The organism is Caulobacter sp. AP07, from assembly GCF_000281955.1.
Classification (GTDB): domain Bacteria; phylum Pseudomonadota; class Alphaproteobacteria; order Caulobacterales; family Caulobacteraceae; genus Caulobacter.
In genome coordinates this window covers 1-22,552 of sequence record NZ_AKKF01000241.1, presented here as the reverse complement: position 1 = coordinate 22,552, position 22,552 = coordinate 1, and the positions used below count along the sequence as shown (strand labels likewise).

Here is a 22,552-nt window from a genome sequence, read left to right as displayed (position 1 = left end):
GGGGGCAAATCGCGTGTCCCCGCCTTCGTCGACACCCTGGTCGTCGAGCCCGGAACAGCTTCACCGCAACCAAGCGCCACCGCCGCGCGTATCTATCCTGAACCGGTGGTGGTGGCGCGTCCTCGGCCTCGCGGAAGACTGGAGCTCTCGCGCGGCTGGATGGACCTCCCCATTTACACATCGGTTTGGTGAGTTCTTACTTTCGTCCTCAGTAAGGGATGGGACCGTCGATGACCGATATCCTGCCTGCGACCTGGCGCGACCCCGAATTGCGCCAAGCCCCCGCCGCCTTCCGCACCGCCCTGCGCGTGGCGGTCGAGAACTGGGCGGTGGGAACCCTGACCTTCGTCCTGCCGTCGGGCAGGCCGCTGCGCATCGACGGCAAGACCCCGGGACCGGACGCGGTGATCCAGATCCGCGACTACCGGTTCATCCGCCGGGCCCTGGCCTCGGGCGACATCGGTTTCGCCGAGGGCTACATGGCGGGCGAATGGGACACCCCCGACCTGTCGGCGGTGCTGGAGGCCTTCTCGCGCAACTTCGACAAGCTGACGGCCCTGGTCAGCGGCAATCCGCTGATGCAGGCGGTCAACAGCCTCTACCACCTCTTCCATCGCAACGATCGAGTGGGCTCCAGGAAGAACATCCACGCCCACTACGACCTGGGCAACGCCTTCTATTCGCGCTGGCTCGACCCCAGCATGACCTATTCCTCGGCCCTGTACGAAACGCCTGGCCAGCCGCTGAGCGAGGCCCAGCACGCCAAGTACGCGGCCCTGGCCCGCTCGATCGACCTGCGGCCCGGCCAGCACGTGCTGGAGATCGGCTGCGGCTGGGGCGGCTTCGCCGAGTTCGCGGCCAGGGAGGTCGGCGCCAAGGTCACCGGCGTGACCATCTCCCAGGCCCAGCATGACTTCGCCAGGCGGCGGCTGTTCGACCAGGGCCTGGCCGACCGGGCCGACATCCGGCTGATCGACTATCGCGACATCCAGGGCCAGTTCGACAGCGTGGCCTCGATCGAGATGTTCGAGGCGGTCGGCGAGGAATACTGGCCGACCTATTTCGGCAAGATCCGCGAGGTGCTGTCGCCCGGCGGTCGCGCCGGCCTGCAGATCATCACCATCCGCGACGAGCTGTTCGCCAAGTATCGCAGCCACACCGACTTCATCCAGCGCTACGTGTTCCCGGGCGGCATGCTGCCCAGCGAGGCGCGGCTGCGGCAGGAAACCGCCGCCGCCGGCCTGGCCTGGACCGGGGTCAGCCGCTTTGGCCAGAACTACGCCGACACCCTGGTCGAATGGGCCAGGCGCTTCGAAGGCGCCTGGGACGAGATCAGGAGCCAGGGCTTCGACGAGCGCTTCCGCCGGCTGTGGCGGTTCTATCTCAGCTATTGCGAAGCCGGTTTCCGCACCGAGCGCACCAACGTGATCCAGCTGGGCCTCTCGCGCATCTAGGCCCAAGCCGACCCTGGAAACTTGGCCGGCCCTGGAAACTTGGGCCGCGCGCCCCAACCTCTGGTGTGCTTACATCGTCACAAAGCACATCAGAGGTCGGCCCCCAATGAACCTCTACACCCTGGTCCTCGATTTCCACGGCGGCACCTACATCACCCAGTTCGACGCCGACACGGCGGAGGACGCCGTCACCGCCTGGTGCCGTGAACTGCAGGACGAACAGTTGCTGGGCGAGGTGTCGTCCGACGTCGCCGAGGGCATCATGATCGACGCCATCGGAAACGTCCTGGTCGAGGTCGAGGGTCTGCACGGCGCCTGGTGCGCGGCGACGACGGTGAACGACCAACTGGCGCTGCTCAACGTCATCATCACCCAGCGGGTGGATTGAACCTTCCCTGAAACCGGCGACGGCGTCTTCAGGAAAACTGGCCTTGCTTGCGAGGCGCGCATCACGATCTACGATGCCTGCCTCCCGCGCGGCCGGAACGACGAGATGACCATAAAGAGCAGCGTCCTGGACGCCATCGGCGACACGCCGCTGATCCGCCTCAACCGCGCCAGCGCGGCGACCGGCTGTGAGATTCTCGGCAAGGCCGAGTTCATGAACCCCGGCCAGTCGGTCAAGGACCGCGCCGCCCTGGGCATCATCCGCGACGCCGAGGCGCGAGGATTGCTCAAGCCCGGCGGGCGGATCGTCGAGGGCACGGCCGGCAACACCGGCATCGGCCTGGCGATGGTCGCCTCGGCCCTGGGCTACAAGACCACCATCGTCATCCCGCGCACCCAGAGCCAGGAGAAGAAGGACGCCATCCGCCTGCTGGGCGCGGAGCTGGTCGAGGTGGACGCCGTCCCCTATTCCAACCCCGACAACTATGTCCGCTATTCCGGCCGCCTGGCCGAGGAACTGGCGGCGACCGAGCCCAACGGCGTGGTCTGGGCCAACCAGTTCGACAATGTCGCCAACCGCCAGGCCCATTTCGAGACCACCGGCCCGGAAATCTTCGAACAGACCGACGGCAGGGTGGACGGCTTCATCTGCGCCATCGGCTCGGGCGGCACCCTGGCCGGGGTCGCCGCCGCCCTGCGGGCCCGCAAGCCGTCAGTGAAGATCGGCCTGGCCGACCCGCACGGCGCCTCGCTCTACAGCTGGTACGCCGACGGCGAGCTGAGGGCCGAGGGAACCTCGATCAGCGAGGGTATCGGCCAGGGCCGGATCACCGCCAACCTCGAAGGCCTGGTGATCGACCACCCGTTCCGGATCAGCGACCAGGAGATGCTGGAACAGGTCTTCGACCTGGTCGAGCACGAGGGCCTGTGCCTGGGCGGCTCGTCGGGGATCAACGTCGCCGGCGCCATCCACATGGCCAGGGCCATGGGCCCCGGCCACACCATCGTGACCGTCCTCTGCGACCACGGCTCGCGCTACCAGAGCAAGCTGTTCAACCCGGTCTTCCTGGCGGAAAAGGGCCTGCCGGCGCCGCCGTGGATGTAGCTCTCCGCTTGCCCCTCGCCGCCGATCACGTGATCCTGAGGACCAGCAAGGGGCGAGTCAGACCCCGAAAGGCCAAGCCATGACCCAAGATCCGCTCGTCTCGACCGCCTGGCTGCAGGAGCACCTCGACGCGCCGGACGTGCGGATCGTCGACGGCTCCTGGCACATGCCCGCCGCCCGGCGCGACCCCAGGGCCGAGTACGACCTGGTCCATATTCCCGGCGCGGTGTTCTTCGACATCGACGAGATCTCGGACGAAGCCTCCGACCTGCCGCACATGCTGCCCTCGCCCATCAAGTTCGCCTCGCGGGTCCGCAAGCTGGGCCTGGGCGACGGATCGCGGATCGTCGTCTACGACAGCAGCGGCATCCTGCCCGCCGCCCGCGTCTGGTGGGAGTTCCGGGCCATGGGCCACGAGGACGTCGTGGTGCTGGACGGCGGCCTGCCCAAGTGGATCGCCGAGGGCCGCCCGGTCGAGGACGGCGTCGTGGCCGCCCAGGAGCGCCACTTCACCCCGCGCTTTCAGGCCGACATCGTCCGCTCCATCGACCAGATGAAGCGCAACCTGGAGACGGGTCGCGAGCAGGTGATCGACGCCCGCGCCGCCGGTCGCTTCACGGGCAAGGACCCCGAGCCCCGCGCCGGCCTGCGCGGCGGCCACATCCCCGGCTCGCGCAACATTCCGCTGTCGGCCCTGCTGGCCCCGGACGGTACGATGCTGCCGGCCGACAGGTTGGCCGGCGTGTTCGAGGCGGCCGGCGTCGACATCGCCAGGCCGATCACCACCACCTGCGGCTCGGGCATCACCGCCGCCGTCGTCTCCCTGGCCCTGGCCCGGCTCGGCAAGCCGCGGGCGGCGGTCTATGACGGCTCGTGGACGGAATGGGGCGGCCGCGACGACGTGCCGGTGGCGACGGGCGAGGCCGCGCCCCTCTAGATCGACTCCCAGAGGCGCAGCTCGCGCGCCGCCGGATCTTCGACCGTGATCGGGATCTCGCGCAGCCAGCCCGCCGCGGCGAAAGCGCGGTTGCTGGTCGAAACCGAGGCGACCACGATCCGTCGCCCACGCGCCTCCGTCTCCAGCCTGGCCAGCACCGGCGGCAGCAGGTCGGGCAGCACCGAGTTCATCATGCAATAGATCTCGGCCGGCGGCCACGCGACGGCCAGCATGTCGCCGGCCTCGAACGACAGGAGGCCCTTCAGGCCCAGGGCGGCGGCGGCGCGGGCGGCTTCGGCGGCGCGCTCGGCGACCAGTTCCAGGCCGTGGACCGTCAGGCCGTGACGCAGCGCCCCATAGAAGCCGAACCGGCCGTAGCCGCTGCCCAGGTCCAGCACCCGGGGCGCGGGCCGGCGGCGCGCCTCCGGGCCGATCGCCCGGTAGAACGACCGCACCACCGCATAGGACAGGTCGCCCTGGGCGAAACGCTGGACCCCGTAGCGGTCCAGCAACTCCAGGGTGTTGAGCCGCCCTTCCACCTGGGCGATCCGTAAGCCCAGGGCCGCGTCCAGCGCGGAGTCGTTGATCGGCCTGGAGGCGGCGTCCAGGGCCAGGATCAGCCGCCGCGCGGCGGTCGGATCGGCGGGCGCTTCGATGTTCGTCAGGGTCATGGGCGGTTCCCGGTTCGCGTGACAGGAGCAACCGCTATGCTATCACAAGTCGTTTACACACTCATCGGTTGACATAAAGCCGCCTTTCCACGACCCTCCGGCTTGGGCGAAGGATCGCGATCTTCGTCCGCCTCGACGGCGTGATCGGCCGTCGACTGTGCCCGCGTGACATCCAGGACGAGAAACGGATCCAAGGCGCTCGCGCGTCGATGGCGGCTCACGTCGCCTGTCCCAAGCCCGTGCGCCGCATTCCGCCTCCACGTCCGTTCGAGACCCGCACCCTGTTGGACGCGCTCCCCCGGAACGCGGCCCGCCCCCATGCCCCTTGTTCATGTCCTCAGGAGGTCCCCATGACGCCGATCCCCCTCTATGCCGCCGCCATCACCCAGGCCGTGTCCGGCGGTGACCTGGACCAGCTGCGCAAGCTGCAGTCCCTGGCCGAGGAGCACGTGCGCGAGCACGGCGACATCTCGACCCTGCTCTCCCTGCTCAAGGTCGAGATCGCCAAGCTGACCTGACGCCCGGCCGCCACCGACGCGAGACCGCCCCAACACAGGGCTCCGAAAAGGGGCCAAGCGAGGAAACCGCTCATGAGCATCAAACCCTATGGCGTCGCGGTCACCGACGCGATCGCGTCCGGCGAACTGGCCCGGCTGAAGGAAGCCCAGGCCGCGGCCGAGGCCCACCTGGCCGAATACGGCGACATCCCCACCCTGCTCGCCCTGCTGAAGGTCGAGATCGCCAAGCTCGGCGGCTGACGCGCGACGCCGCAACCCCATCCACGCCCATCCACTTCGAACGGAGGCCAAGACCATGGCCATCATCATCCTCTACGGACAAGCCATCACCGACGGCATCGCCAAGGGCGACCTGGCCGAGCTCCAGCGTTTGCAGGCCCAGGCCGAGGCCCACCTGGCCGAGTACGGCGACGTCCCCACCCTGCTGACCACGCTCAAGGTCGAGATCGCCAAGCTCGAAGGCGGTGCCAAGCGCTGATCTCCCCCGCACCCGCCGACGTCCCTCGGGCGTCGGCGGACGTGTCTTCCAGGCCGCTCAACGACCGGACGACGCCGCAATCCCCCCACCTCAGACGGAGGCCAAGACCATGGCTATGGTTCTCTACGGATCGGCTATCACCGACGGCATCGCCAAGGGCGACCTGACCGAGCTTCAGCGCCTGCAGGCCCAGGCCGAGGCGCACGTGACCGAGTACGGCGACATCCCCACCCTGCTGACGGCGCTCAAGGTCGAGATCGCCAAGCTCGAAGGCGGCGCCAAGCGCTGATCTCCCCCGCGTTCGCCGGCGTCCTTCGGGCGTCGGCGGGCGCATCTTCCAGGCCGATCAAGGACCGACCGTGATGACGGACACGATCTCGCACGCTCCGGCCCCCGCCGGCCTGCCCGACAGCATGCCCCGCGACTTGGTCGGCAAGCCCGTCCGCTACCGGGTCGACAGCGACTATACCGAACTGGTGCCGGTGCACGTGGTCTGGGAAGTCACCCTGGCCTGCAACCTCAAGTGCCAGCACTGCGGCTCGCGCGCCGGCCGGCCGCGCAGCGATGAGCTGAACACCGCCGAGGCGCTGGAGTTGGTCGACCACCTGGCGGCGCTGGGCACGCGGGAGCTGACCCTGATCGGCGGCGAGGCCTATCTGCGCAAGGACTGGATCGAGCTGATCCGCCGCAGCCGCGACCACGGCATCCGCACCGCCATCCAGACCGGGGCCCGCAACCTGACCGACAAGCGCCTGGACGAGGCGGCCGAGGCCGGACTGCAAGGCGTGGGCGTGTCGATCGACGGCCTGCCCGACCTGCACGACCGGGTGCGCGGCGTGCCCGGCTCCTACGACCAGGCGATCGACGCCCTCAGGCGGGCCAAGGCCCGGGGCATGGCCGTCTCGGTCAACACCCAGATCGGGGCCGAGACCGCCGAGCACCTGCCTGAGCTGATGGACCGCATCATCGAGGCCGGCGCCACCCACTGGCAGATCCAGCTGACCGTCGCCATGGGCAACGCGGTCGACAATCCCGAACTGCTGCTGCAACCCTACAAGCTGATCGAGGTCATGCCCCTGCTGGCGAGGCTCTATCGCGAGGGCGAGGCCCGGGGCCTGCTGATGGTGGTCGGCAACAATGTTGGCTATTTCGGCCCCTACGAGCACATCTGGCGCGGCTTCGGCGACGACGCCGACCACTGGAACGGCTGCTCGGCCGGCCAGACCGGCATCGGCATCGAGGCCGACGGCACAATCAAGGGCTGCCCGTCCCTGGCGACCTCGCTCTACGCGGCCGGCAATGTGCGCGAGATGAGCGTCGGCGACATCTGGCGCCACAGCGAGAAGATGAGCTTTGGCCGCCTGCGCGACGTCGAGGAGCTGTGGGGCTATTGCCGCACCTGCTACTACGCCGACGTCTGCCGGGCCGGCTGCACCTGGACCTCGGAATCGCTGCTGGGCAAGCGGGGCAACAACCCCTACTGCCACCACCGGGTGCTCGACCTGGCCAAGCACGGCCTGCGCGAGCGGGTGGTCAAGATCCGCGAGGCCCCGCAGGAAAGCTTCGCCGTCGGCGAATTCGCCCTGATCACCGAAGCCATCCCCGGGGCCGAGGTCACGCCCCTGCCGGTCCGGGATCCGGCGATGGTGCACGTGGCGCGGCGCGAGCGTTCGGCGGCCGGCGGCGCCCTGCCTCCCAGCCTCAAGCCGTGCCGGTCCTGCCAGCAATACATCTGGCCGCACGAGGTGACCTGCCCGCATTGCGACGCCGACGTCGCGGCGGCGGCGACCGCCCACGAGGCCGAGCAGGCGCGCCGCCGGGCGCTGATCGCCGACGCCACCCGCATCCTGGCCAAGGCCGCCCAGGCCCGGGCCGCCCGCCTGGAGACGGGGGCGACGGGAGGCTAAACGCCGTGGATGGTTGGCTGGCCCAGGCCCGCGAGCGCGCCTTCACCTCAAAAATACCGTCATCACCCGCTTTATGCGGGTGACCCAAGCGGCGCTGGACAGAGCGTCAGACTCTGCTTGGGTCCCCCGAACACGTCGGGGAATGACGAACGGAGGGGGCGCGCCGGCGCCATGTGTCGCCCTGCCTCCGCCAGCGCCTCTCCAAGCCTGGACAGGATTTCCGGCCTTGAACCGGTTCGCGCGCGCGCCGTACACCTCCAGGTGTCGCAGCCGCCCCGAGTCCGCCATGCCCCTGGATGAAGAAACCCGCCTGATCCGCAAGGGCGCCCCGCCCAAGGGCGGCGGCACGCTGGCGCGCACGGTCAATCCGCCGATCCAGCGCGGCTCGACGGTGCTGCTGCCCAACGCCGCCTCGCTGTACGACGACGACCAGCTGACCTACGGCATCACCGGCCTGTCCTCGCCGGCCAACCTGCAGTTGGCCCTGGCCGAGCTGGAGGGCTCGCCGGACGTCACGCTCTACCCCTCGGGACTGGCCGCCATCACCGGCGTCATGCTGGCCCTGCTGAAGGCCGGCGACGAGATCCTGGTGGTCGACAGCGCCTACAAGCCCACCCGCCGGTTCTGCGACCGGGTGCTGACGAGGTTCGGCGTCACCACCACCTATTACGACCCAGCCCTGTCGCCCGAGGGGGTGATGGCCCTGTGCACGCCGCGCACCCGGCTGATCCTGCTGGAAGCCCCCGGCTCCCTGACCTTCGAGATGCAGGACATCCCCGCCCTGGCCGCCGCCGCCAACGCCCGCGGCGTCCTGACCCTGATCGACAACACCTGGGCGGCCAGCTTCTACTTCAAGCCGCTGGCCCACGGGGTGACCATCAGCGTCCAGGCCCTGACCAAATATGTCGGCGGCCATTCGGACGTGTTCATGGGCAGCGCCGCCACCGCCGACAACGTCATCGGCAACCAGCTGGGCGACGCGATGTGGGACATCGGCTGGTCGGTGTCGCCCGACGACGCCTACACCGTGCTGCGCGGCCTGCGCACCCTGGCCACCCGCCTGCCCGCGCACCAGGCCGCCGGCCTGGAGATCGCCCGCTGGCTGCAAGGCCGCCCGGAGGTCGCCCGCGTCCTGCATCCGGCCCTGGAGGGCGATCCGGGCCATGCCCTGTGGAAGCGCGACTTCACCGGGGCCTGCGGCCTGTTCGGCGTGGTGCTGAACCCCGCGCGGGAAAAGGCCGTCCACGCCTTCCTCGACGCGCTGCAACTGTTCGGCCTGGGCTTCTCCTGGGGCGGCTACGAGAGCCTGGCCATCCACTGCGACCCGCAGCTGAAGAACCGCTCGGTCCCGGTCAGGCTGGAGGGCCCGCTGCTGCGCCTGCATGTCGGCCTCGAGAGCGTCGCCGACCTGAAGGCCGACCTCGAACGCGGCTTCGCGGCCCTGAACGCATAAATCGGTTCGCGACGACGCGGCGTTGAAGGTCTAAACAGCCGCCTCGTTCGAAAGGCCCGACCATGTCCCTCCACATCGCCCTGCTGCGTGGCGTCAACGCCGCCGGCGGCCGCCTGATCGCCGCCGAGGACCTGACCGGCCTGCTGACCGACCTGGGCCACACCGACGTGCGCATGGGCCCCAAGGTCGGCGACTTGGTGTTCAACAGCGACGGGCGCACCGGCGCCGAGCTGCAGGCCCAGCTGGAGACCGAGCTGATGGCCCGCTTCGCCCTGCGCACCGACGTCTATGTCCGCACCGCCCAGGCCTGGCAGGCGCTTGTCGCCGCCAACCCGTTCCCGGAATTCGCGGCGGCCGATCCCGGCTGGCTGATGACCCTGTTCCTCAAGGACACCCCGGACAAGAAGGCGATCGGCGCCCTGCGCGCGGCGATCCGCGGCACGGAACAGGTGCGCGCCGAGAGCCGCCAGCTCTATGCCATCTATCCCGACGGCGTCGGCGGTTCGAAGCTGACCAACAGCCTGGTCGAGAAGACCCTGGGCACGCGGATCACCGGCAGAAGTTGGACCACCGTGCTGGCCCTGGCCGAGATGGTCGCCGGCTGATCGCCAGTTCGAACCTGACAAGACGTCCCGCGCGCTGCTATGGGTGAAACTCGGCCGTCGAGAGCGAGCCGCCGCGAGGCGGTTGATCGGCTCCGGCGCGGTCGTCCTTCGAGACATCACCCCATGGACTGGCTCTTCGAGCTGTCGGCGGCGTGCGCCCTGGTCGCGCTCGCCTTTCCGTTCGCCTGGAAACTCCTGCCGCCCCGGCCGATGCTCCAGCCCGCCCTGGCTCGCCTAGGGACCACGCCGGCCCGCTCCCCTTCCGCCGATCAGGACTTCCACGCATGAAGACCTATCCGGGCACGCGCCCTTCCGCGCCCAAGGGCCTCAACGACCCGCGCTCCACCGGCGGCGACCGCCCGCGACCGCCCGTCGATCCGAAGGCCGAGCGCGGCACCAAGACCTGAGGGTCCAGGTTCGCATTACATATCGTTTACAAACATAATCGCAGATTGACCGCAGCGATTACGTTGGTAATCGTTAGAGGGAACACGGAGCGTTCCCATGCGGATCAGTACGGCCGAAAGCCAGATCATGAAGGCGCTGTGGGCGAAAAGCCCGCTGACCGCCGAGGAAATCACCGCCACCCTGGCCGACGAACAGGCCTGGGCGGAGGGCACGGTCAAGGCGCTGCTGAACCGGCTGCTGAAGAAGGACGCCATCGCCGCAGAACGCGATGGTCGTCGCTTCCTCTATCGGCCGCTGGTGGCCCAGGGCGACTATGTGCACGCCGAGAGCCAGGGCCTGCTCGACCGGCTGTTCGACGGCCGCCTGGCGCCGCTGGTCAGCCACTTCTCGCAGCGTGAACGGCTGAGCGACGCCGACATCGCCGAACTTCGCCGTATCCTGAAGGCGCACGACGATGGCCGCTGACCTGCTGGTCCGCGCCAACCTGGCCCTGGGCGCGGCCATCCTCCTGGTCCTGATCCTGCGCCGGCCCGTGCGGCGCCTGTTCGGGGCCCGCGTCGCCTACGGTCTCTGGCTGGTCGCGCCGCTCGCCGCCCTGGCCGTGCTGCTGCCGGCGCGAACCGTGACGGTTCCGGCGCTCGCCGCACGCGCTCCGGCCGCCGCGACGTCGACGGCGATCACCCCGCCCGCGACCGCCGCGACCGTCTCCGGCCCCGCCCCGCGAGACCGCGTCGCGCGCCCGCGCCTCCACAACGCGCTGATCGCCGTCTGGGCCCTGGTCGCCCTGCTGGCGATCGGCGTCCAGGCCGAGCGCCAGCGACGGTTCGTCAAGGCGCTGGGACGCCTGCGCGGCGACGCCGACCTGTTCCACGCCGAGCACGCCGGCGTCGGCCCGGCGGTGATCGGCGCCCTCCTGCCCAAGGTCGTGCTGCCCGCCGACTTCGCGGCGCGCTTCACGCTCGAGGAGCAAGCCCTGATCCTGGCGCACGAGCGCAATCACCTGTCGGTCGGCGACGCCCAGATCAACGCCCTGACCACCGCGGTCCAGTGCCTGTTCTGGTTCAACCCGCTGGTCCACTTCGGGGCCGGCCGCCTGCGCGTCGATCAGGAGATCGCCTGCGACGCGGCGGTGCTGACCCGCTTCCCGGTCGCTCGCCTGGCCTATGGCGAGGCGATGCTCAAGACCCAACTGGCGCCCCACGCGCCGCCGCTCGGCTGCCACTGGCCAGCCTCGGCCCACAAGCAGCTCAAGGAGAGGTTCGTCATGCTGAAACAGCACCGCCAAGGCCGCGGCCACCACCTCGTCGGCGGCGTCGCCGTCGCCGCCGTCATCCTGGGCGCCGGCTTCGCCGTCTGGGCCTCGCAGCCGGCCCGGGTGGTTCACGAAGCCCGCCGCGTCTCGGTCCACGACCGGGTCCAGGCCTTCGCCAGCCCGCTGTTCCAGGCGGTTCGCGACGGCGACGCCGCCAGGGCCAGGGACCTGATCGCCAAAGGCGCCGACGTCGACTTCAAGGCCGCCGGCGACGGGACGCCCCTGATCGAGGCGACCCGTTCGGGCCGGGCCGATCTGGTCGCCCTGCTGCTGGACAGCGGCGCCGACCCCAGCCTGGCCATGCGCGGCGACGGCGCGCCCCTGATCGCCGCCGCCGCCGAGGGTCGCCTGGACATAGCCAAGACCCTGGTCGAGCACGGCGCCAGGCTCGAAACCCATGTGCCTGGCGACGGAACCCCGTTGATCAACGCCGTCCGCTCGGGCGACCTGGCCACCGTCAGCTATCTGGTCGAGAAGGGCGCCGACGTGAACCGGGCCGCGCCGGGCGACGGCACGCCGCTGATCGCGGCGGCGCGCTCGGGTCGAGTCGAACTGGTCGACCTGCTGCTGGCCAAGGGCGCCGACGCCCGCCAAGCCCTGCGCGGCGAAGGCGATCCCCTGATCGCCGCCTCGGCCGGCGGACGTCTCGACATCGTTCGGACCCTGGTCGAGCACGGCGCCTCGGTCGAATCCTTCGTGCCGGGCGACGAAACCCCGCTGATCAACGCCGCCCAGTCCGGCGACCTGGCGACCGTCGCCTACCTGATCGACCAGGGCGCGGACGTGAACCGCGCCGTTCCCGCCAATCGCGGCGAGACCCGCTCGCCGCTCGGCGAAGCCGTCAAGCACGGCCACCGCGCCGTCGCCGACTACCTCAAGGCCAGGGGCGCGCGGGCTTAAGCCCACGCCCTAACCCCTTCAAAACCCGACAGGAAACACGATGGCTTTCATCGACGCCCGAACCTTGCCCGACGCCAGCCGGATCGAGGCCGACCTGGTGATCATCGGCGGCGGCATGGCCGGCGTCACCCTGGCCAAGGAGTTGGCCGGCGGTCCGCTGAAGGTCGCCATCCTGGAGAGCGGCGGCCGCGACATCGACGCCGACAACCAGGCCCTCTACGCCGGCTCGGCCGTGATCCGCGCGCCCGACAACCCGGACAGGCCGTTCAACGACTATCCGGGCCAGTCCCGGGCCCGGGTGCTGGGCGGTTCGGGCATGGTCTGGGGCGGCAAGTGCGCGCCGCTCGACCCCGCCGACTTCGCGGCCCGCGCCTGGGCCCCGCACAGCGGCTGGCCGGTCACCCGCGAGCAGATGCAGCCGTTCTACGACCGGGCCTGCGACCTGCTGGAAATCCCGCGCTTCGACCGTGACGACAAGATCCTGCAGGACCCGGCGCGTCGGCCGCTGGACCTGGCCCCCGAGGACGGCTTCTTCCCCGCCCCGCGGCATTTCACCCACTATTCCGGCGGCTCGGACAAGGCGGCGTTCGACCGCTTCCGCACCGACTTCGCCGACGCGCCCAACATCACCGTCTACCTGCACGCCAACGTCGTCCGGATCGCCCTGAACCCGGCCGGCGACCAGGTCGCGGGGCTGGACGTGGCCTGCCTGGACGGCAAGCGCCACACGGCCGTCGGCAAGACCTACGTCCTGGCGGTCGGCGGCATCGAGAATGTCCGCCTGCTGCTGGCCTCCAACGACGTCCGCGCGACCGGGATCGGCAACCGCCACGACCTGGTCGGCCGGTTCTTCCAGGGCCACGTCACCTATGCGGCCGACACCGACGCCGAGACGGAGGGCACGGCCGTCCATATCTCGCGCGACGCGCCGATGGACCTCTATCTCGGGGCCCGTCGCGGCTCCCACTGCGTGCTCGGCAGCGGCGCGCTCGCCCAGCGGCGAATGGGGACCGGCAACTTCACCGCGACCTTCTACGCCGGCGAGGAGACCGGCGCCGGAACGCCGGCCAAGGCCGAGACCAAGACGATCGGCAAGGCGGCCGCCAGGATCGATGGCCAGGGCGCGGGCGGAGGCCAACTTCTGGGCTTCTTCGCGATGACCGAGCATTTCCCCAATCCCGACAGCCGCGTGACCCTCGACCCCGCCGCCAAGGACGCCCTGGGCATGCCGCGCATCCGCCTGGACTGGACCTATTCCAGGACCGACTGGGACAGCCTGGAGCGCTCGGTGGCGGGCTTCGGCGACGCCTTGGGCGCGTCCGGCCAAGGCCGTGCGTGCTGGCCGATCAAGCGCCAGACGTTGCTGGAAATCTCCAGCGCCTCGCGCCACCACATGGGCACGACGCGGATGCACGCCGATCCTCGCCAGGGCGTGGTCGACCCCGACGGACGGGTCCACGAGACGGGCAACCTCTACGTGGCCGGCAGTTCGGTGTTCCCGACCTCCGGCATCGCCAACCCGACCCTGACGATCCTGGCCCTGGTCATGCGCCTGGCCGACCACCTGAAGCAAGAGTTCGGAGCCCGTCGATGACCGCCCTCGCCCGCCGCGATCTCCTGGCCGCCCTGTTCGCCGCGACCGCCGGAGCCGCCCTGCCCACCCTTGCGCGGGCGGGCTCCGCCGACCCCAAGGCGACGCTGTTCGCGGACCTGGACATGGCCGCCGCCGCGCGGATCGGCCAGGCCTGGCTGGCGGCTCGGCCGCCGACCACCGCCGCCGTCCTGGCGACACGGCTGTTCCCGAACGGACGCGGTCCGGAGGTCCTGCTGGCCCTGCGCCGCCACGCGGCCGAGGACTTCCGGCGCGGGGCGGTGTTCGTCCATCGCGGATGGCGGCTGTCCGACACCGAGGGCGCGCTGTTCGCGCTGCTGGCGCTGGAGACGCGCTGACCCCCTAGCGGCCTTGGGGCGTATCCAGAGCCGCCAGGTCCTTCGCGGTCACCGCCAGGCTGTCGTCGCTGATGGCGCCGCTGGTCTTGGGCTGGAACTGCTTGAGGGAGTCGTTCTTGAACGACTCGAACATGGGGTGGATCGTCAGGCCCGGCAGGTCCTTGTCCAGGACGGCCTTGCCCCTGGGATCGGCGGCGATGACCGCGATCGGCGTATCAAGGTTGAGCGACGCCTTCGCGGTCGCCACGGCGCCGGGCGCGGCAGGCGCGGCGTCCTGCGCCCACGCCGAACCCGAAATGGCCGCGATCAACGACACCGCCGCCAAGGCGCTGCACATCGAGGTGCGCATGAATATCTCCGTCCTGCAAAATTGGCTTGCGGAGAAAGTTCGCGTCCAGATCGGGATTTTGCAACAAAAATGACGATGCTGGCGGTGATCCGGGCTCACATCGCCGACGATCGCCGCGATAAGCGGAGAAATTGCACAGAACGGCGAACAGGGGACGAAACGGGGCGCGCGAGGCTAGCCGTGGACGGGTCACGCCCTCAGGACCCGCGCGCCATCCTCCTCGGTCAGAGCCCGCGCGTCGCCGGCCTGGGCCGCGACCTCGCCGATGACGATCAGCACCGGACCGCCGCGCGTCTCGGCCAATTGGCCGGCCAGGGTCGCCAGGGTGCCGCGATAGAGCCGGGCCTGCGCCCCGCCGGCCTGTTCGACCGCCAGGGCCGGGGTGTCGGGCGAGCGGCCCGCGGCGATCATCCGTTCGCTCAGGGCCGCGGCGACCTCGCCGCCCATATAGACGGCCATGGTCGCCTCGGGGTCGGACGCCGCGCTCCAGTCGCCGGCCAGGGCCCCGGCCTCCAGGCGGGCGGTGGTGAACACCACGCGGCGGGCCTCGCCGCGATGGGTCAGGGGAAAACCGAACTGGGCGGCGGCGGCGCAGGCGGCGGTGACACCGGGCACCACCTCGACCGGCACGCCGTGGTCCTGCAGGAAGGCGGCCTCCTCGCCCACCCGGCCGAAGATCGACGGGTCGCCGCCCTTCAGCCGCACCACCCGCAGGCCCTTGCGGGCCAGGCGCAGCATCAGGCGGTTGATCTCGTCCTGGTGCATGCTGGGCTTGCCGGCCCGCTTGCCGGTCTGGATGCGCACGCAGCCGGGCGGGGCCAGGGCGATCGCCTCCTCGGAGATCAGGGCGTCGTACAGCAGGGCCTGGGCGCCCTCGACGGCGCGCACCGCGCGGACGGTCATCAGGTCGACCGGACCTGGGCCGGCGCCGACCAGCAGGACGCGGCCGGCCTTGGGATCATGCGACGACATGGGCGGTCTCCTTGACGGGCGAAGCGGCCGGCGACGCGGCGATCATCCGGGCGATCTCGGGACGGCAGGACCCGCAGTTGGTCCCGGCTCCGGTGGCGGCGCCGACCGCGTCGGGGCTGGCGGCCCCGGCGACGATGGCGGCCTGCACGGCCTTGGCCCCGACCTTCAGGCAGGCGCAGACCAGCGGCCCCTTGTCGACGGGCGCGCCGGGCGCGCGGCCGAACAGCAGCGACGCGCGGGCCTCGGCGTCCAGGGCCGGCTGGGCGAACAGGTCGGCCAGCCAGTCGCGCGGCGGCAGGCGGCCAGTGGTCGTCATGAACAGCACGGCGACCAGCCGGCCGTCGCGGACCCAGGCCTCGCGTCGCGCGCCGGTGGCGGCGTCGTCATAGGCGACGACCTCGCCGGCCAGACCCTTGGTCAGGGCCCTGCGCACGGCCTCGCGCTGGGCCTCGTCGCCGCGACCGGCGAACTCGTGCAGCTGGCAGGCGTCCTGCGGGATACGCCGCCAGACCAGGTCCTGGCCGAGGGGCGCGCTCCGGGCGTCGGGCGTCAGCAGGAAACCCTTCCAGGTCTCGCGATAGGCGCGAATCCGGGCGGGCGTGTGCTTGAACTCCGGTTGGCCGGACACCGGGTCGAGGTTAGGCGCGATCAGCGGATTGGAGCGGCCGGACGGCGCGAAGGCGTCGGTCCAGTGCATGGGCATGAACACGCCGCCCGGCCGCTGGCGGTCGGTGACCTTGGCCACGGCCACGGCCTCGCCGCGCACGGTGATCACCCGGGCCAGGGCGCCGTCCTTCAGGCCGGCGGCCTCGGCGTCGGCGGGGTGGACCTCGACGAACGGCTCGGGCGCGTGGCGGCAGAGGTCGGGGGCCAGGCCGGTGCGGGTCATGGTGTGCCACTGGTCGCGGATGCGGCCGGTGTTGAGCGACAGGGGATAGGCCGCGTCGACGGCGTCGGCCGGACCACGCGGCCGGGTCGGGATCATGCGGGCCCGGCCGTCGGAGGTCTGGAAGCGGCCATTGGTGAACAGCCGCGGCGTGCCCTGACCGTCCGCCGACACCGGCCACTGCACGGGCAGAAGTCCCGCGTAAGTCTCTGGCGTGATAGCGGAAAGACCCGAGAGGTTGAGAACGCGATCCTGGTTCTCATAGGCCGTCAGCCGCGCCCATTCGCGAAACACGCTGGCCTGCGAAGCCCAGCCGAAACCGTCGAAGCCCATGGCCTTGGCCACGTCGGCGACGATCCGCCAGTCGGCGCGGGCCTGACCCGGCGCCGGGAACAGCGCCCGCTGGCGCGAGATCCGGCGCTCGGAATTGGTCACCGTGCCGTCCTTCTCGCCCCAGGCCAGGGCCGGCAGCTTGACGTCGGCGAAGGCCGTGGTGTCGGTGTCGACGCAGTCGCTGACCACCACGAACGGGCAGCGCTCCAGCGCCTCGCGCACCCGGCTGGCGTCGGGCAGGCTGACGGCCGGGTTGGTGGCCATCACCCAGATCGCCTTGATCTTCCCCGAACGCACCGCCTCGAACATCTCGACGGCCTTCAGGCCCGGGGCGCGGGCGGTGTCGGGCGCGCCCCAGAACCGGGCGACGCGGTCGCGGTCGGCGGGAGCGAAGTCCATGTGGCCGGCCAGGGTGTTGGCCATGCCGCCGGTCTCGCGGCCGCCCATGGCGTTGGGCTGGCCGGTGATCGAGAACGGGCAGGCCCCCGGCTTGCCGATCCGCCCGGTGGCCAGGTGGACATTGAGGATCGACAGCCCCTTGGCCGTGCCCTGGGCCGACTGGTTGGCGCCCATCGAAAACAGGCTGACGGTCTTAGGATTGTCGGAGAACAGATTGTAGAAATTCAGCAAATCGTCCAGCGCCACGCCGCAGTCGGCGGCCACGGCGGCGGGCGACTGGTCCAGCTCCACCAGGGCCGCCTCGATCTCGGCGAAGCCGTTGACGTGGGCGGCGATGTAGTCGCGGTCGATCGCGCCGCGACGGATCAGGTCGGCCAGCAGGCCGTTCCACAGCCGCACGTCGCTCTGCGGCGCGATGGCCAGGTGCAGGTCGGCGCCCTCGGCGGTGTCGGTACGGCGCGGGTCGATGACCACGTGCTTCTGGCCGCGCGCCCTGGCGGCCTCCATGCGCCGGAACAGCACTGGATGGGTCCAGGCGGCGTTGTGGCCGCTGAACACCACCAGGTCGGCCAGGTCGAGGTCCTCGTAGCAGCCCGGCACCAGGTCGGCCCCGAACGCCTGCTTGTGGGCGGCCACGGCCGAGGCCATGCAGAGCCGGCTGTTGGTGTCGATATTGCCCGAGCCGATGAAGCCCTTCATCAGCTTGTTGGCGACGTAGTAGTCCTCGGTCAGCAATTGGCCGGAGACGTAGAAGGCGACGCTGTCGGGGCCGTGCCTGGCGATGGTGTCGCGGAAGCGCTTGGCGACCAGGGCGGTGGCGTCGGTCCAGCTGGCGGGCTTGCCGCCGATGGTCGGCTCCAGCAGCCGCCCTTGCAGCCCCACCGTCGCGCCCAGGGCCGTGCCCTTCGAGCACAGCCGGCCCAGGTTGGCGGGATGGGCCGGATCCCCCGTCACCGACAGCGCCCGGCCCTCGCCCCCCGGGCTGGCGACGGCCCCGGTCACGCCGCAGCCGACCCCGCAATAGGGACAGGCGGTCTTGACCGTGATCGCGCCGCCGCCGTCGGCCATCAGGCCACCGCCGTCGCCAGGCTGAGCAGCAGGCGGCCATCGCGCACCTCCAGCGGCACGACCGGCGTGCAGCCCTTGCCCTTGTCGGCCCCCATCGGCTCGCCGCTGGCCAGGTCGATCGACCAGTTGTGCAGCGGACAGGCCACCGCCCGGCCATGGACGATGCCCTGGCTGAGCGGCCCGCCCTTGTGCGGGCAAGCGTCCATCAGGGCGAACACCTCGCCGTCGCCGGTGCGGAAGATGGCGATGTCGCCGCGCGGGCTGGTGACGCGGCGCGCGCCACGGCGGGGGATGTCGGTCACCGCGCCGACGTCGATCCAGATCGGCGGTTTCCAATCTTTCGAAAGAATGGGCGCGTTCATGCGGGGGCGAACTCCATCCGGCGGCTCATGGGGGTGAATTCCTCGGTGTGGCGGCCGGCCACGCGCTCGGCCCACGGGTCGATGCGGGCGAAGCGCTGCGAGAACACGAAGCGGTCGTAGAGCGCCTTGCGTTGTTCGGGGTCGGTGACCTTGGCCTGGATGCTCTCCAGCCCGACGCGGGCCATCCACTTGTAGACGCGCTCCAGGTACCAGCCCTCCTCGCGATACAGCTGCATGGCCGCGGCGATCACCCAGACGGTCTCGTCCTCGGAAGCGACGTGGGTCAGCACCTTGGTGCCCTGGATGTGCAGGCCGGCCGCGCCGCCGATATGGATCTCGTAGCCGCTGTCGACGCAGACCACGCCGAAGTCCTTGCAGGTGGCCTCGGCGCAGTTGCGCGGGCAGCCCGACACCGCCAGCTTGACCTTGGCCGGAGCCCACGAGCCCCAGAGGAACTTCTCCAGGCGGATGCCCAGGCCGGTGGAGTCCTGGGTGCCGAACCGGCACCAGTCGCTGCCGACGCAGGTCTTCACCGTGCGCAGGCCCTTGGCGTAGGCATGGCCGCTGACCATGCCGGCCGCGTTGAGGTCGGCCCAGACGGCCGGCAGGTCGTCCTTCTTGACGCCCAGCAGGTCGATGCGCTGGCCGCCGGTGACCTTGACGGCCGGAATGGCGAACTTGTCGGCGACGTCGGCGATGGCCCGCAGTTCGTCGGGCGTGGTCATGCCGCCCCACATGCGCGGCACGACCGAATAGGTCCCGTCCTTCTGGATGTTGGCGTGGACCCGCTCGTTGATGTAGCGCGACTGCTTGTCGTCGCGATATTCGGCCGGCCAGGCGCACAGCAGGTAGTAGTTCAGGGCCGGACGGCAGGACGAGCAACCGTCGGGCGTGGTCCATTCCATGGCCTGCATCACCGCCGGCATCGACTTCAGGTCCATGTCGAGGATGGCCTCGCGCACCGCCGAGTGCGGGTGGTGCGTGCATTTGCACATCGGCTTGGGACCGACCTGGGCCTTGAAGTCGTCGCCCAGGGTCAGCTTCAGCACCTGCTCGACCAGCGGCGTGCACGAGCCGCACGAGGCCGAGGCCTTGGTGACCGCCTTCACGTCGTCCAGCGTCGTCAGACCCTGGGTGGTAATGGCCGAAACGATCGAACCCTTGCAGACACCGTTGCAGCCGCAGATTTCCTGCGTGTCGGGCATGGCCGCAACGGCGGCGTTAGGGTCCAGGCCGGACAGACCCTCCGTGATGGCCTGGCCGAAGATCAGGGTGTCGCGGATGTCCGAGACCTGGGTCCCGGCCCGCATCAGGTCGAAGTACCAGTTGCCGTCGACCGCATCGCCGAACAGCACCGCACCGGCCACCTTGCCGTCCTCGATCACCACCCGCTTGTAGACGCCGCGCCCGGCGTCGCGGAACACGATGTCCTCGCAGCCCTCGCCGCCGGCGAACTTGCCGGCCGAGAACACGTCGACGCCGGAGACCTTCAGGCGGGTCGAAAGGACGGAGCCCTCGTAGGCGCCCTCCCCGTCGGTCATCGACTGGGCCAGCGAGCGGCACATGTCCCAGATGGGCGCGACCAAGCCGTAGCAGTTGCCCCGGTGCTCGGCGCATTCGCCGACCGCGAACACCGCCGGGTCGGAGGTGCGCATGGCGTCGTCGACGACCACCCCGCGATTGACGTTCAGGCCGGCGGCCCGGGCCAGGCCCGCGTTGGGCTTGATGCCCACGGCCATGACCAGCAGGTCGCACGGCAGGGTGCGACCGTCCTTCAGCTTCAGGCCGGTGACCTGGCCGTTCTCGCCGACGATCTCTTCGGAGTGGGCGCCCATTACCGTCTCGACGCCGCGTTCGGCCAGGGCCTCGCGCAGCAGGAAGCCGGCGCTCTCGTCCAACTGGCGCTCCATCAGGACGTCCATCAGGTGGACGACGGTGGCGGCCATGCCGCGCCGGGCCAGGCCGTAGGCGGCCTCCAGCCCCAGCAGGCCGCCGCCGATCACCACGGCCCGCGCGTTCGGCTTGGCCGAGGCGGCGACCATCGCCTCGACGTCGTCCAGGTCGCGGAAGGTGACCACGCCCGCAAGATCGATACCCGGCAGCGGCAGGCGGAACGGGTCCGAGCCGGTGGCCAGGATCAACTTGTCGTAGGGAACCTCCAGACCGCCCTCGGCGACCACCTTGCGGCCTTCGAGGTCGACGCTCGTGACGGTCCGCCCGGCGTACAGGGTGATGGCGTTGTCGGCGTACCAGGCCTCGTCGTTGATGACGATGTCGGCGAAGCTCTTCTCGCCGGCCAGCACCGGCGACAGCATGATGCGGTTGTAGTTGACCCTCGGCTCGGCGCCGAAGATGGCGATGTCGTAGCGGTCGGGGTCGCGCTTGAGGACCTCCTCGACCGCCCGGCAACCGGCCATGCCGTTGCCGATGACGACTAGTCTTTCCCGGACTTGGGCTTTGCTCATGGTCATGTTCCTGGTCGTCGGGACTAGACGCGGATCGGAGCGGCGTCGGCGTGCAGGGTCGGCCAGACCGAGCGCCAGCGGGCCTTCAGACTGTGCAGGGCCACCAGGGCGAACACCGCCAGGGCCGCGAAGCCGAGGAAACCGATCTGGTAGGAACCGGTCATCTTCTTGGCCATGCCCAGGGTCGAGGCCAGGTAGAAGCCGCCAACGCCGCCGGTCATGCCGATCAGGCCGGTCATCACCCCGATCTCCTTGCGGAACCGCTGCGGCGCCAGCTGGAACACCGCGCCGTTGCCGGCGCCCAGGGCCAGCATCGAGAACATCAGCACCGCCAGGGCCATGTAGGCCGAGGGCATCTGGAAGCTGGCCAGGGCCAGGCCGACGGCGGCCAGGGCGAAGACGATGGTCAGGGTCCGCACGCCGCCGAAGCGGTCGGCCAGGGCGCCGCCCACCGGACGGATGAACGAACCGGCGAACACGCAGCCGGCGGTGAAGAAGCCCGCGACCACCGGGGTCAGGCCGTATTCGGAGTTGAAATAGATGGTCAGGGACGAGGCCAGGCCGACGAAGCCGCCGAAGGTCACCGCATAGAGCAGCATCAGCCACCAGGCGTCCGGCACCTTCAGCACGTCCATGTATTCGGCCAGCTTCTTGGGGGCGGGCTGCTCGGGGGCGTCCTTGGCCAGCAGCATGTAGACGACGAAGGCGACGGCCAGCGGGATGGCGGCCAGGCCGATGACGTTCTGCCAGCCGAAGCTCTTGGCCAGGATCGGCGCGAACAGGGCGGCCAGGGCGGTGCCCGAATTGCCGGCGCCGGCGATGCCCAGGGCCAGGCCCTGATGCTCCTGCGGATACCAGCGCGAGGCCAGCGGCAGGGCGACGGCGAACGACGAGCCCGCCACGCCGAGCACCAGGCCCAGGGCCAGCACCTGATGATAGTTGTGGATGCCCACCGCCCAGGCCAGCACCAAGCCGGTCAGGACGATCATCTGGCCGATCATCCCCGTCTTCTTGGGACCGATCCGGTCGACCAGCACGCCGTTGACCAGGCGCAGCAGCGCCCCGGCCAGGACGGGGATGGCGACCATCAGGCCCTTCTGGGCGGGGTCGAGATGGAAGTCCTTGGCGATGGCGACGCCCAGCGGGCCCAGGATCACCCAAACCATGAAGCTGAGGTCGAAATACAGGAACGCGGCGAACAGCGTCGGCGCGTGGCCGGCCTTGAGGAAATCGCGAGAAAGCATGGGAGCCCTCGGTGTTGCGTGTCTGCGAGAGGGGACGGTTCAGCGTCCGGCGGGTGACCGCATCCGAGCGGTCGTCTCTGGCAGCCACGAACGCCGTTGTCCGAAGGCCTGATGTCAGTGAAGGGCTGGCAGGTCGGCGGTGTCACGCGCCATGCTGCAATGCGGTGTCGATGGGCGCGCATCGCGCGATTGCTCAGCAGACAGGCAGCGCACCTGCCTGAAACATGAGCAGATGACGTAGGTCGGATGATGGCTCGCGACCGGACAGCCTGAGTTCGGACTCGATGCCGCCCTCCCCATCGTTGTCATCCCGGCTGTAGCGAAGCGAAAGGCCGGGACCCAGGGCAACCGCAGTGCACCGGCCCCTGGGTCCCGGACAGCCTCTGCGA

Annotated in this window: 24 protein-coding genes; 17 read left to right on the top strand and 7 right to left on the bottom strand. The window is 70.3% G+C overall.

What is annotated here, in order from left to right; all coding sequences use genetic code 11:
• Positions 1–230: 230 nt before the first annotated feature.
• The 4 genes from PMI01_RS21725 (at position 231) to sseA (ending at position 3,883) form a co-directional block, all read left to right on the top strand.
• Entirely contained in the window at positions 231–1,454 is a 1,224-nt protein-coding gene (locus tag PMI01_RS21725) for an SAM-dependent methyltransferase (protein WP_007674290.1), read from the top strand.
• Positions 1,455–1,560: 106 nt separating this feature from the next.
• Positions 1,561–1,842: a hypothetical protein gene (locus tag PMI01_RS21720; RefSeq protein WP_007674289.1), complete on the top strand. Its 282-nt coding sequence runs from the start codon at positions 1,561–1,563 to the stop codon at positions 1,840–1,842.
• Positions 1,843–1,947: 105 nt separating this feature from the next.
• Positions 1,948–2,946 carry a cysteine synthase A gene (locus PMI01_RS21715; RefSeq protein WP_007674288.1) on the top strand — a complete coding sequence of 333 codons (999 nt, stop codon included), beginning with the start codon at positions 1,948–1,950 and terminating at the stop codon, positions 2,944–2,946.
• A gap of 79 nt (positions 2,947–3,025) precedes the next feature.
• The gene (gene sseA, locus PMI01_RS21710; protein WP_007674287.1) at positions 3,026–3,883 is read left to right on the top strand and encodes a 3-mercaptopyruvate sulfurtransferase; all 858 of its coding nucleotides are present in this window, start codon (positions 3,026–3,028) and stop codon (positions 3,881–3,883) included.
• Here sseA and PMI01_RS21705 read toward each other — a convergent pair.
• On the bottom strand, positions 3,880–4,554 hold the full coding sequence (locus PMI01_RS21705; RefSeq protein ID WP_007674286.1) for an SAM-dependent methyltransferase: 675 nt from the start codon (positions 4,552–4,554) through the stop codon (positions 3,880–3,882). The genes sseA and PMI01_RS21705 overlap by 4 nt on opposite strands.
• 350 nt (positions 4,555–4,904) lie before the next feature.
• On the opposite strand from PMI01_RS21705, the gene PMI01_RS26570 reads away from it, so the two are divergent.
• From PMI01_RS26570 to PMI01_RS21660, 13 genes are all read left to right on the top strand, one after another.
• Positions 4,905–5,072 (top strand): DUF1843 domain-containing protein, encoded by a 168-nt coding sequence (locus tag PMI01_RS26570; RefSeq protein ID WP_007674285.1) that lies wholly within the window; start codon positions 4,905–4,907, stop codon positions 5,070–5,072.
• A 72-nt stretch (positions 5,073–5,144) separates the two neighbouring features.
• On the top strand, positions 5,145–5,312 hold the full coding sequence (locus tag PMI01_RS26565; protein ID WP_007674284.1) for a DUF1843 domain-containing protein: 168 nt from the start codon (positions 5,145–5,147) through the stop codon (positions 5,310–5,312).
• Between the two features lie 55 nt (positions 5,313–5,367).
• Positions 5,368–5,550 carry a DUF1843 domain-containing protein gene (locus tag PMI01_RS21700; RefSeq protein WP_007674283.1) on the top strand — a complete coding sequence of 61 codons (183 nt, stop codon included), beginning with the start codon at positions 5,368–5,370 and terminating at the stop codon, positions 5,548–5,550.
• Between the two features lie 109 nt (positions 5,551–5,659).
• On the top strand, positions 5,660–5,839 hold the full coding sequence (locus PMI01_RS21695; RefSeq protein WP_007674282.1) for a DUF1843 domain-containing protein: 180 nt from the start codon (positions 5,660–5,662) through the stop codon (positions 5,837–5,839).
• A 73-nt stretch (positions 5,840–5,912) separates the two neighbouring features.
• Positions 5,913–7,457: a GDL motif peptide-associated radical SAM/SPASM maturase gene (locus tag PMI01_RS21690; protein ID WP_007674280.1), complete on the top strand. Its 1,545-nt coding sequence runs from the start codon at positions 5,913–5,915 to the stop codon at positions 7,455–7,457.
• A 292-nt stretch (positions 7,458–7,749) separates the two neighbouring features.
• Positions 7,750–8,910, top strand: coding sequence for a cystathionine beta-lyase (gene metC / locus PMI01_RS21685; protein WP_035037710.1), 1,161 nt, complete (start codon positions 7,750–7,752; stop codon positions 8,908–8,910).
• A 62-nt stretch (positions 8,911–8,972) separates the two neighbouring features.
• Positions 8,973–9,515: a DUF1697 domain-containing protein gene (locus PMI01_RS21680; protein ID WP_007674276.1), complete on the top strand. Its 543-nt coding sequence runs from the start codon at positions 8,973–8,975 to the stop codon at positions 9,513–9,515.
• A gap of 123 nt (positions 9,516–9,638) precedes the next feature.
• The gene (locus PMI01_RS27270) at positions 9,639–9,803 is read left to right on the top strand and encodes a hypothetical protein (RefSeq protein ID WP_007674273.1); all 165 of its coding nucleotides are present in this window, start codon (positions 9,639–9,641) and stop codon (positions 9,801–9,803) included.
• Entirely contained in the window at positions 9,800–9,922 is a 123-nt protein-coding gene (locus PMI01_RS26785) for a hypothetical protein (RefSeq protein ID WP_007674270.1), read from the top strand. Before PMI01_RS27270 ends, PMI01_RS26785 begins: the two co-directional genes overlap by 4 nt.
• A gap of 97 nt (positions 9,923–10,019) precedes the next feature.
• Positions 10,020–10,388 carry a BlaI/MecI/CopY family transcriptional regulator gene (locus PMI01_RS21675; protein WP_007674268.1) on the top strand — a complete coding sequence of 123 codons (369 nt, stop codon included), beginning with the start codon at positions 10,020–10,022 and terminating at the stop codon, positions 10,386–10,388.
• Entirely contained in the window at positions 10,378–12,135 is a 1,758-nt protein-coding gene (locus PMI01_RS21670; protein WP_007674266.1) for a M56 family metallopeptidase, read from the top strand. Before PMI01_RS21675 ends, PMI01_RS21670 begins: the two co-directional genes overlap by 11 nt.
• A 40-nt stretch (positions 12,136–12,175) precedes the next feature.
• Positions 12,176–13,729 carry a GMC oxidoreductase gene (locus PMI01_RS21665; protein WP_007674264.1) on the top strand — a complete coding sequence of 518 codons (1,554 nt, stop codon included), beginning with the start codon at positions 12,176–12,178 and terminating at the stop codon, positions 13,727–13,729.
• The gene (locus PMI01_RS21660; RefSeq protein WP_007674263.1) at positions 13,726–14,085 is read left to right on the top strand and encodes a hypothetical protein; all 360 of its coding nucleotides are present in this window, start codon (positions 13,726–13,728) and stop codon (positions 14,083–14,085) included. The genes PMI01_RS21665 and PMI01_RS21660 overlap by 4 nt, the downstream gene beginning before the upstream one ends.
• 4 nt (positions 14,086–14,089) lie before the next feature.
• On the opposite strand, the gene PMI01_RS21655 is transcribed toward PMI01_RS21660, so the two are convergent.
• The 6 genes from PMI01_RS21655 to PMI01_RS21630 form a co-directional block, all read right to left on the bottom strand.
• Positions 14,090–14,434, bottom strand: a complete 345-nt coding sequence (locus tag PMI01_RS21655; protein ID WP_007674261.1) for a hypothetical protein — start codon at positions 14,432–14,434, stop codon at positions 14,090–14,092.
• Positions 14,435–14,623: 189 nt separating this feature from the next.
• Positions 14,624–15,406 (bottom strand): uroporphyrinogen-III C-methyltransferase, encoded by a 783-nt coding sequence (gene cobA, locus PMI01_RS21650; RefSeq protein ID WP_007674259.1) that lies wholly within the window; start codon positions 15,404–15,406, stop codon positions 14,624–14,626.
• Positions 15,393–18,092 carry a nitrate reductase gene (locus PMI01_RS21645; RefSeq protein ID WP_007674257.1) on the bottom strand — a complete coding sequence of 900 codons (2,700 nt, stop codon included), beginning with the start codon at positions 18,090–18,092 and terminating at the stop codon, positions 15,393–15,395. Before PMI01_RS21645 ends, cobA begins: the two co-directional genes overlap by 14 nt.
• The gene (gene nirD, locus PMI01_RS21640; RefSeq protein ID WP_007674252.1) at positions 18,092–18,454 is read right to left on the bottom strand and encodes a nitrite reductase small subunit NirD; all 363 of its coding nucleotides are present in this window, start codon (positions 18,452–18,454) and stop codon (positions 18,092–18,094) included. Before nirD ends, PMI01_RS21645 begins: the two co-directional genes overlap by 1 nt.
• On the bottom strand, positions 18,451–20,919 hold the full coding sequence (nirB, locus tag PMI01_RS21635) for a nitrite reductase large subunit NirB (protein ID WP_007674251.1): 2,469 nt from the start codon (positions 20,917–20,919) through the stop codon (positions 18,451–18,453). Before nirB ends, nirD begins: the two co-directional genes overlap by 4 nt.
• Positions 20,920–20,942: 23 nt before the next feature.
• On the bottom strand, positions 20,943–22,163 hold the full coding sequence (locus PMI01_RS21630) for a nitrate/nitrite transporter (protein ID WP_007674250.1): 1,221 nt from the start codon (positions 22,161–22,163) through the stop codon (positions 20,943–20,945).
• Positions 22,164–22,552 lie beyond the last annotated feature (389 nt).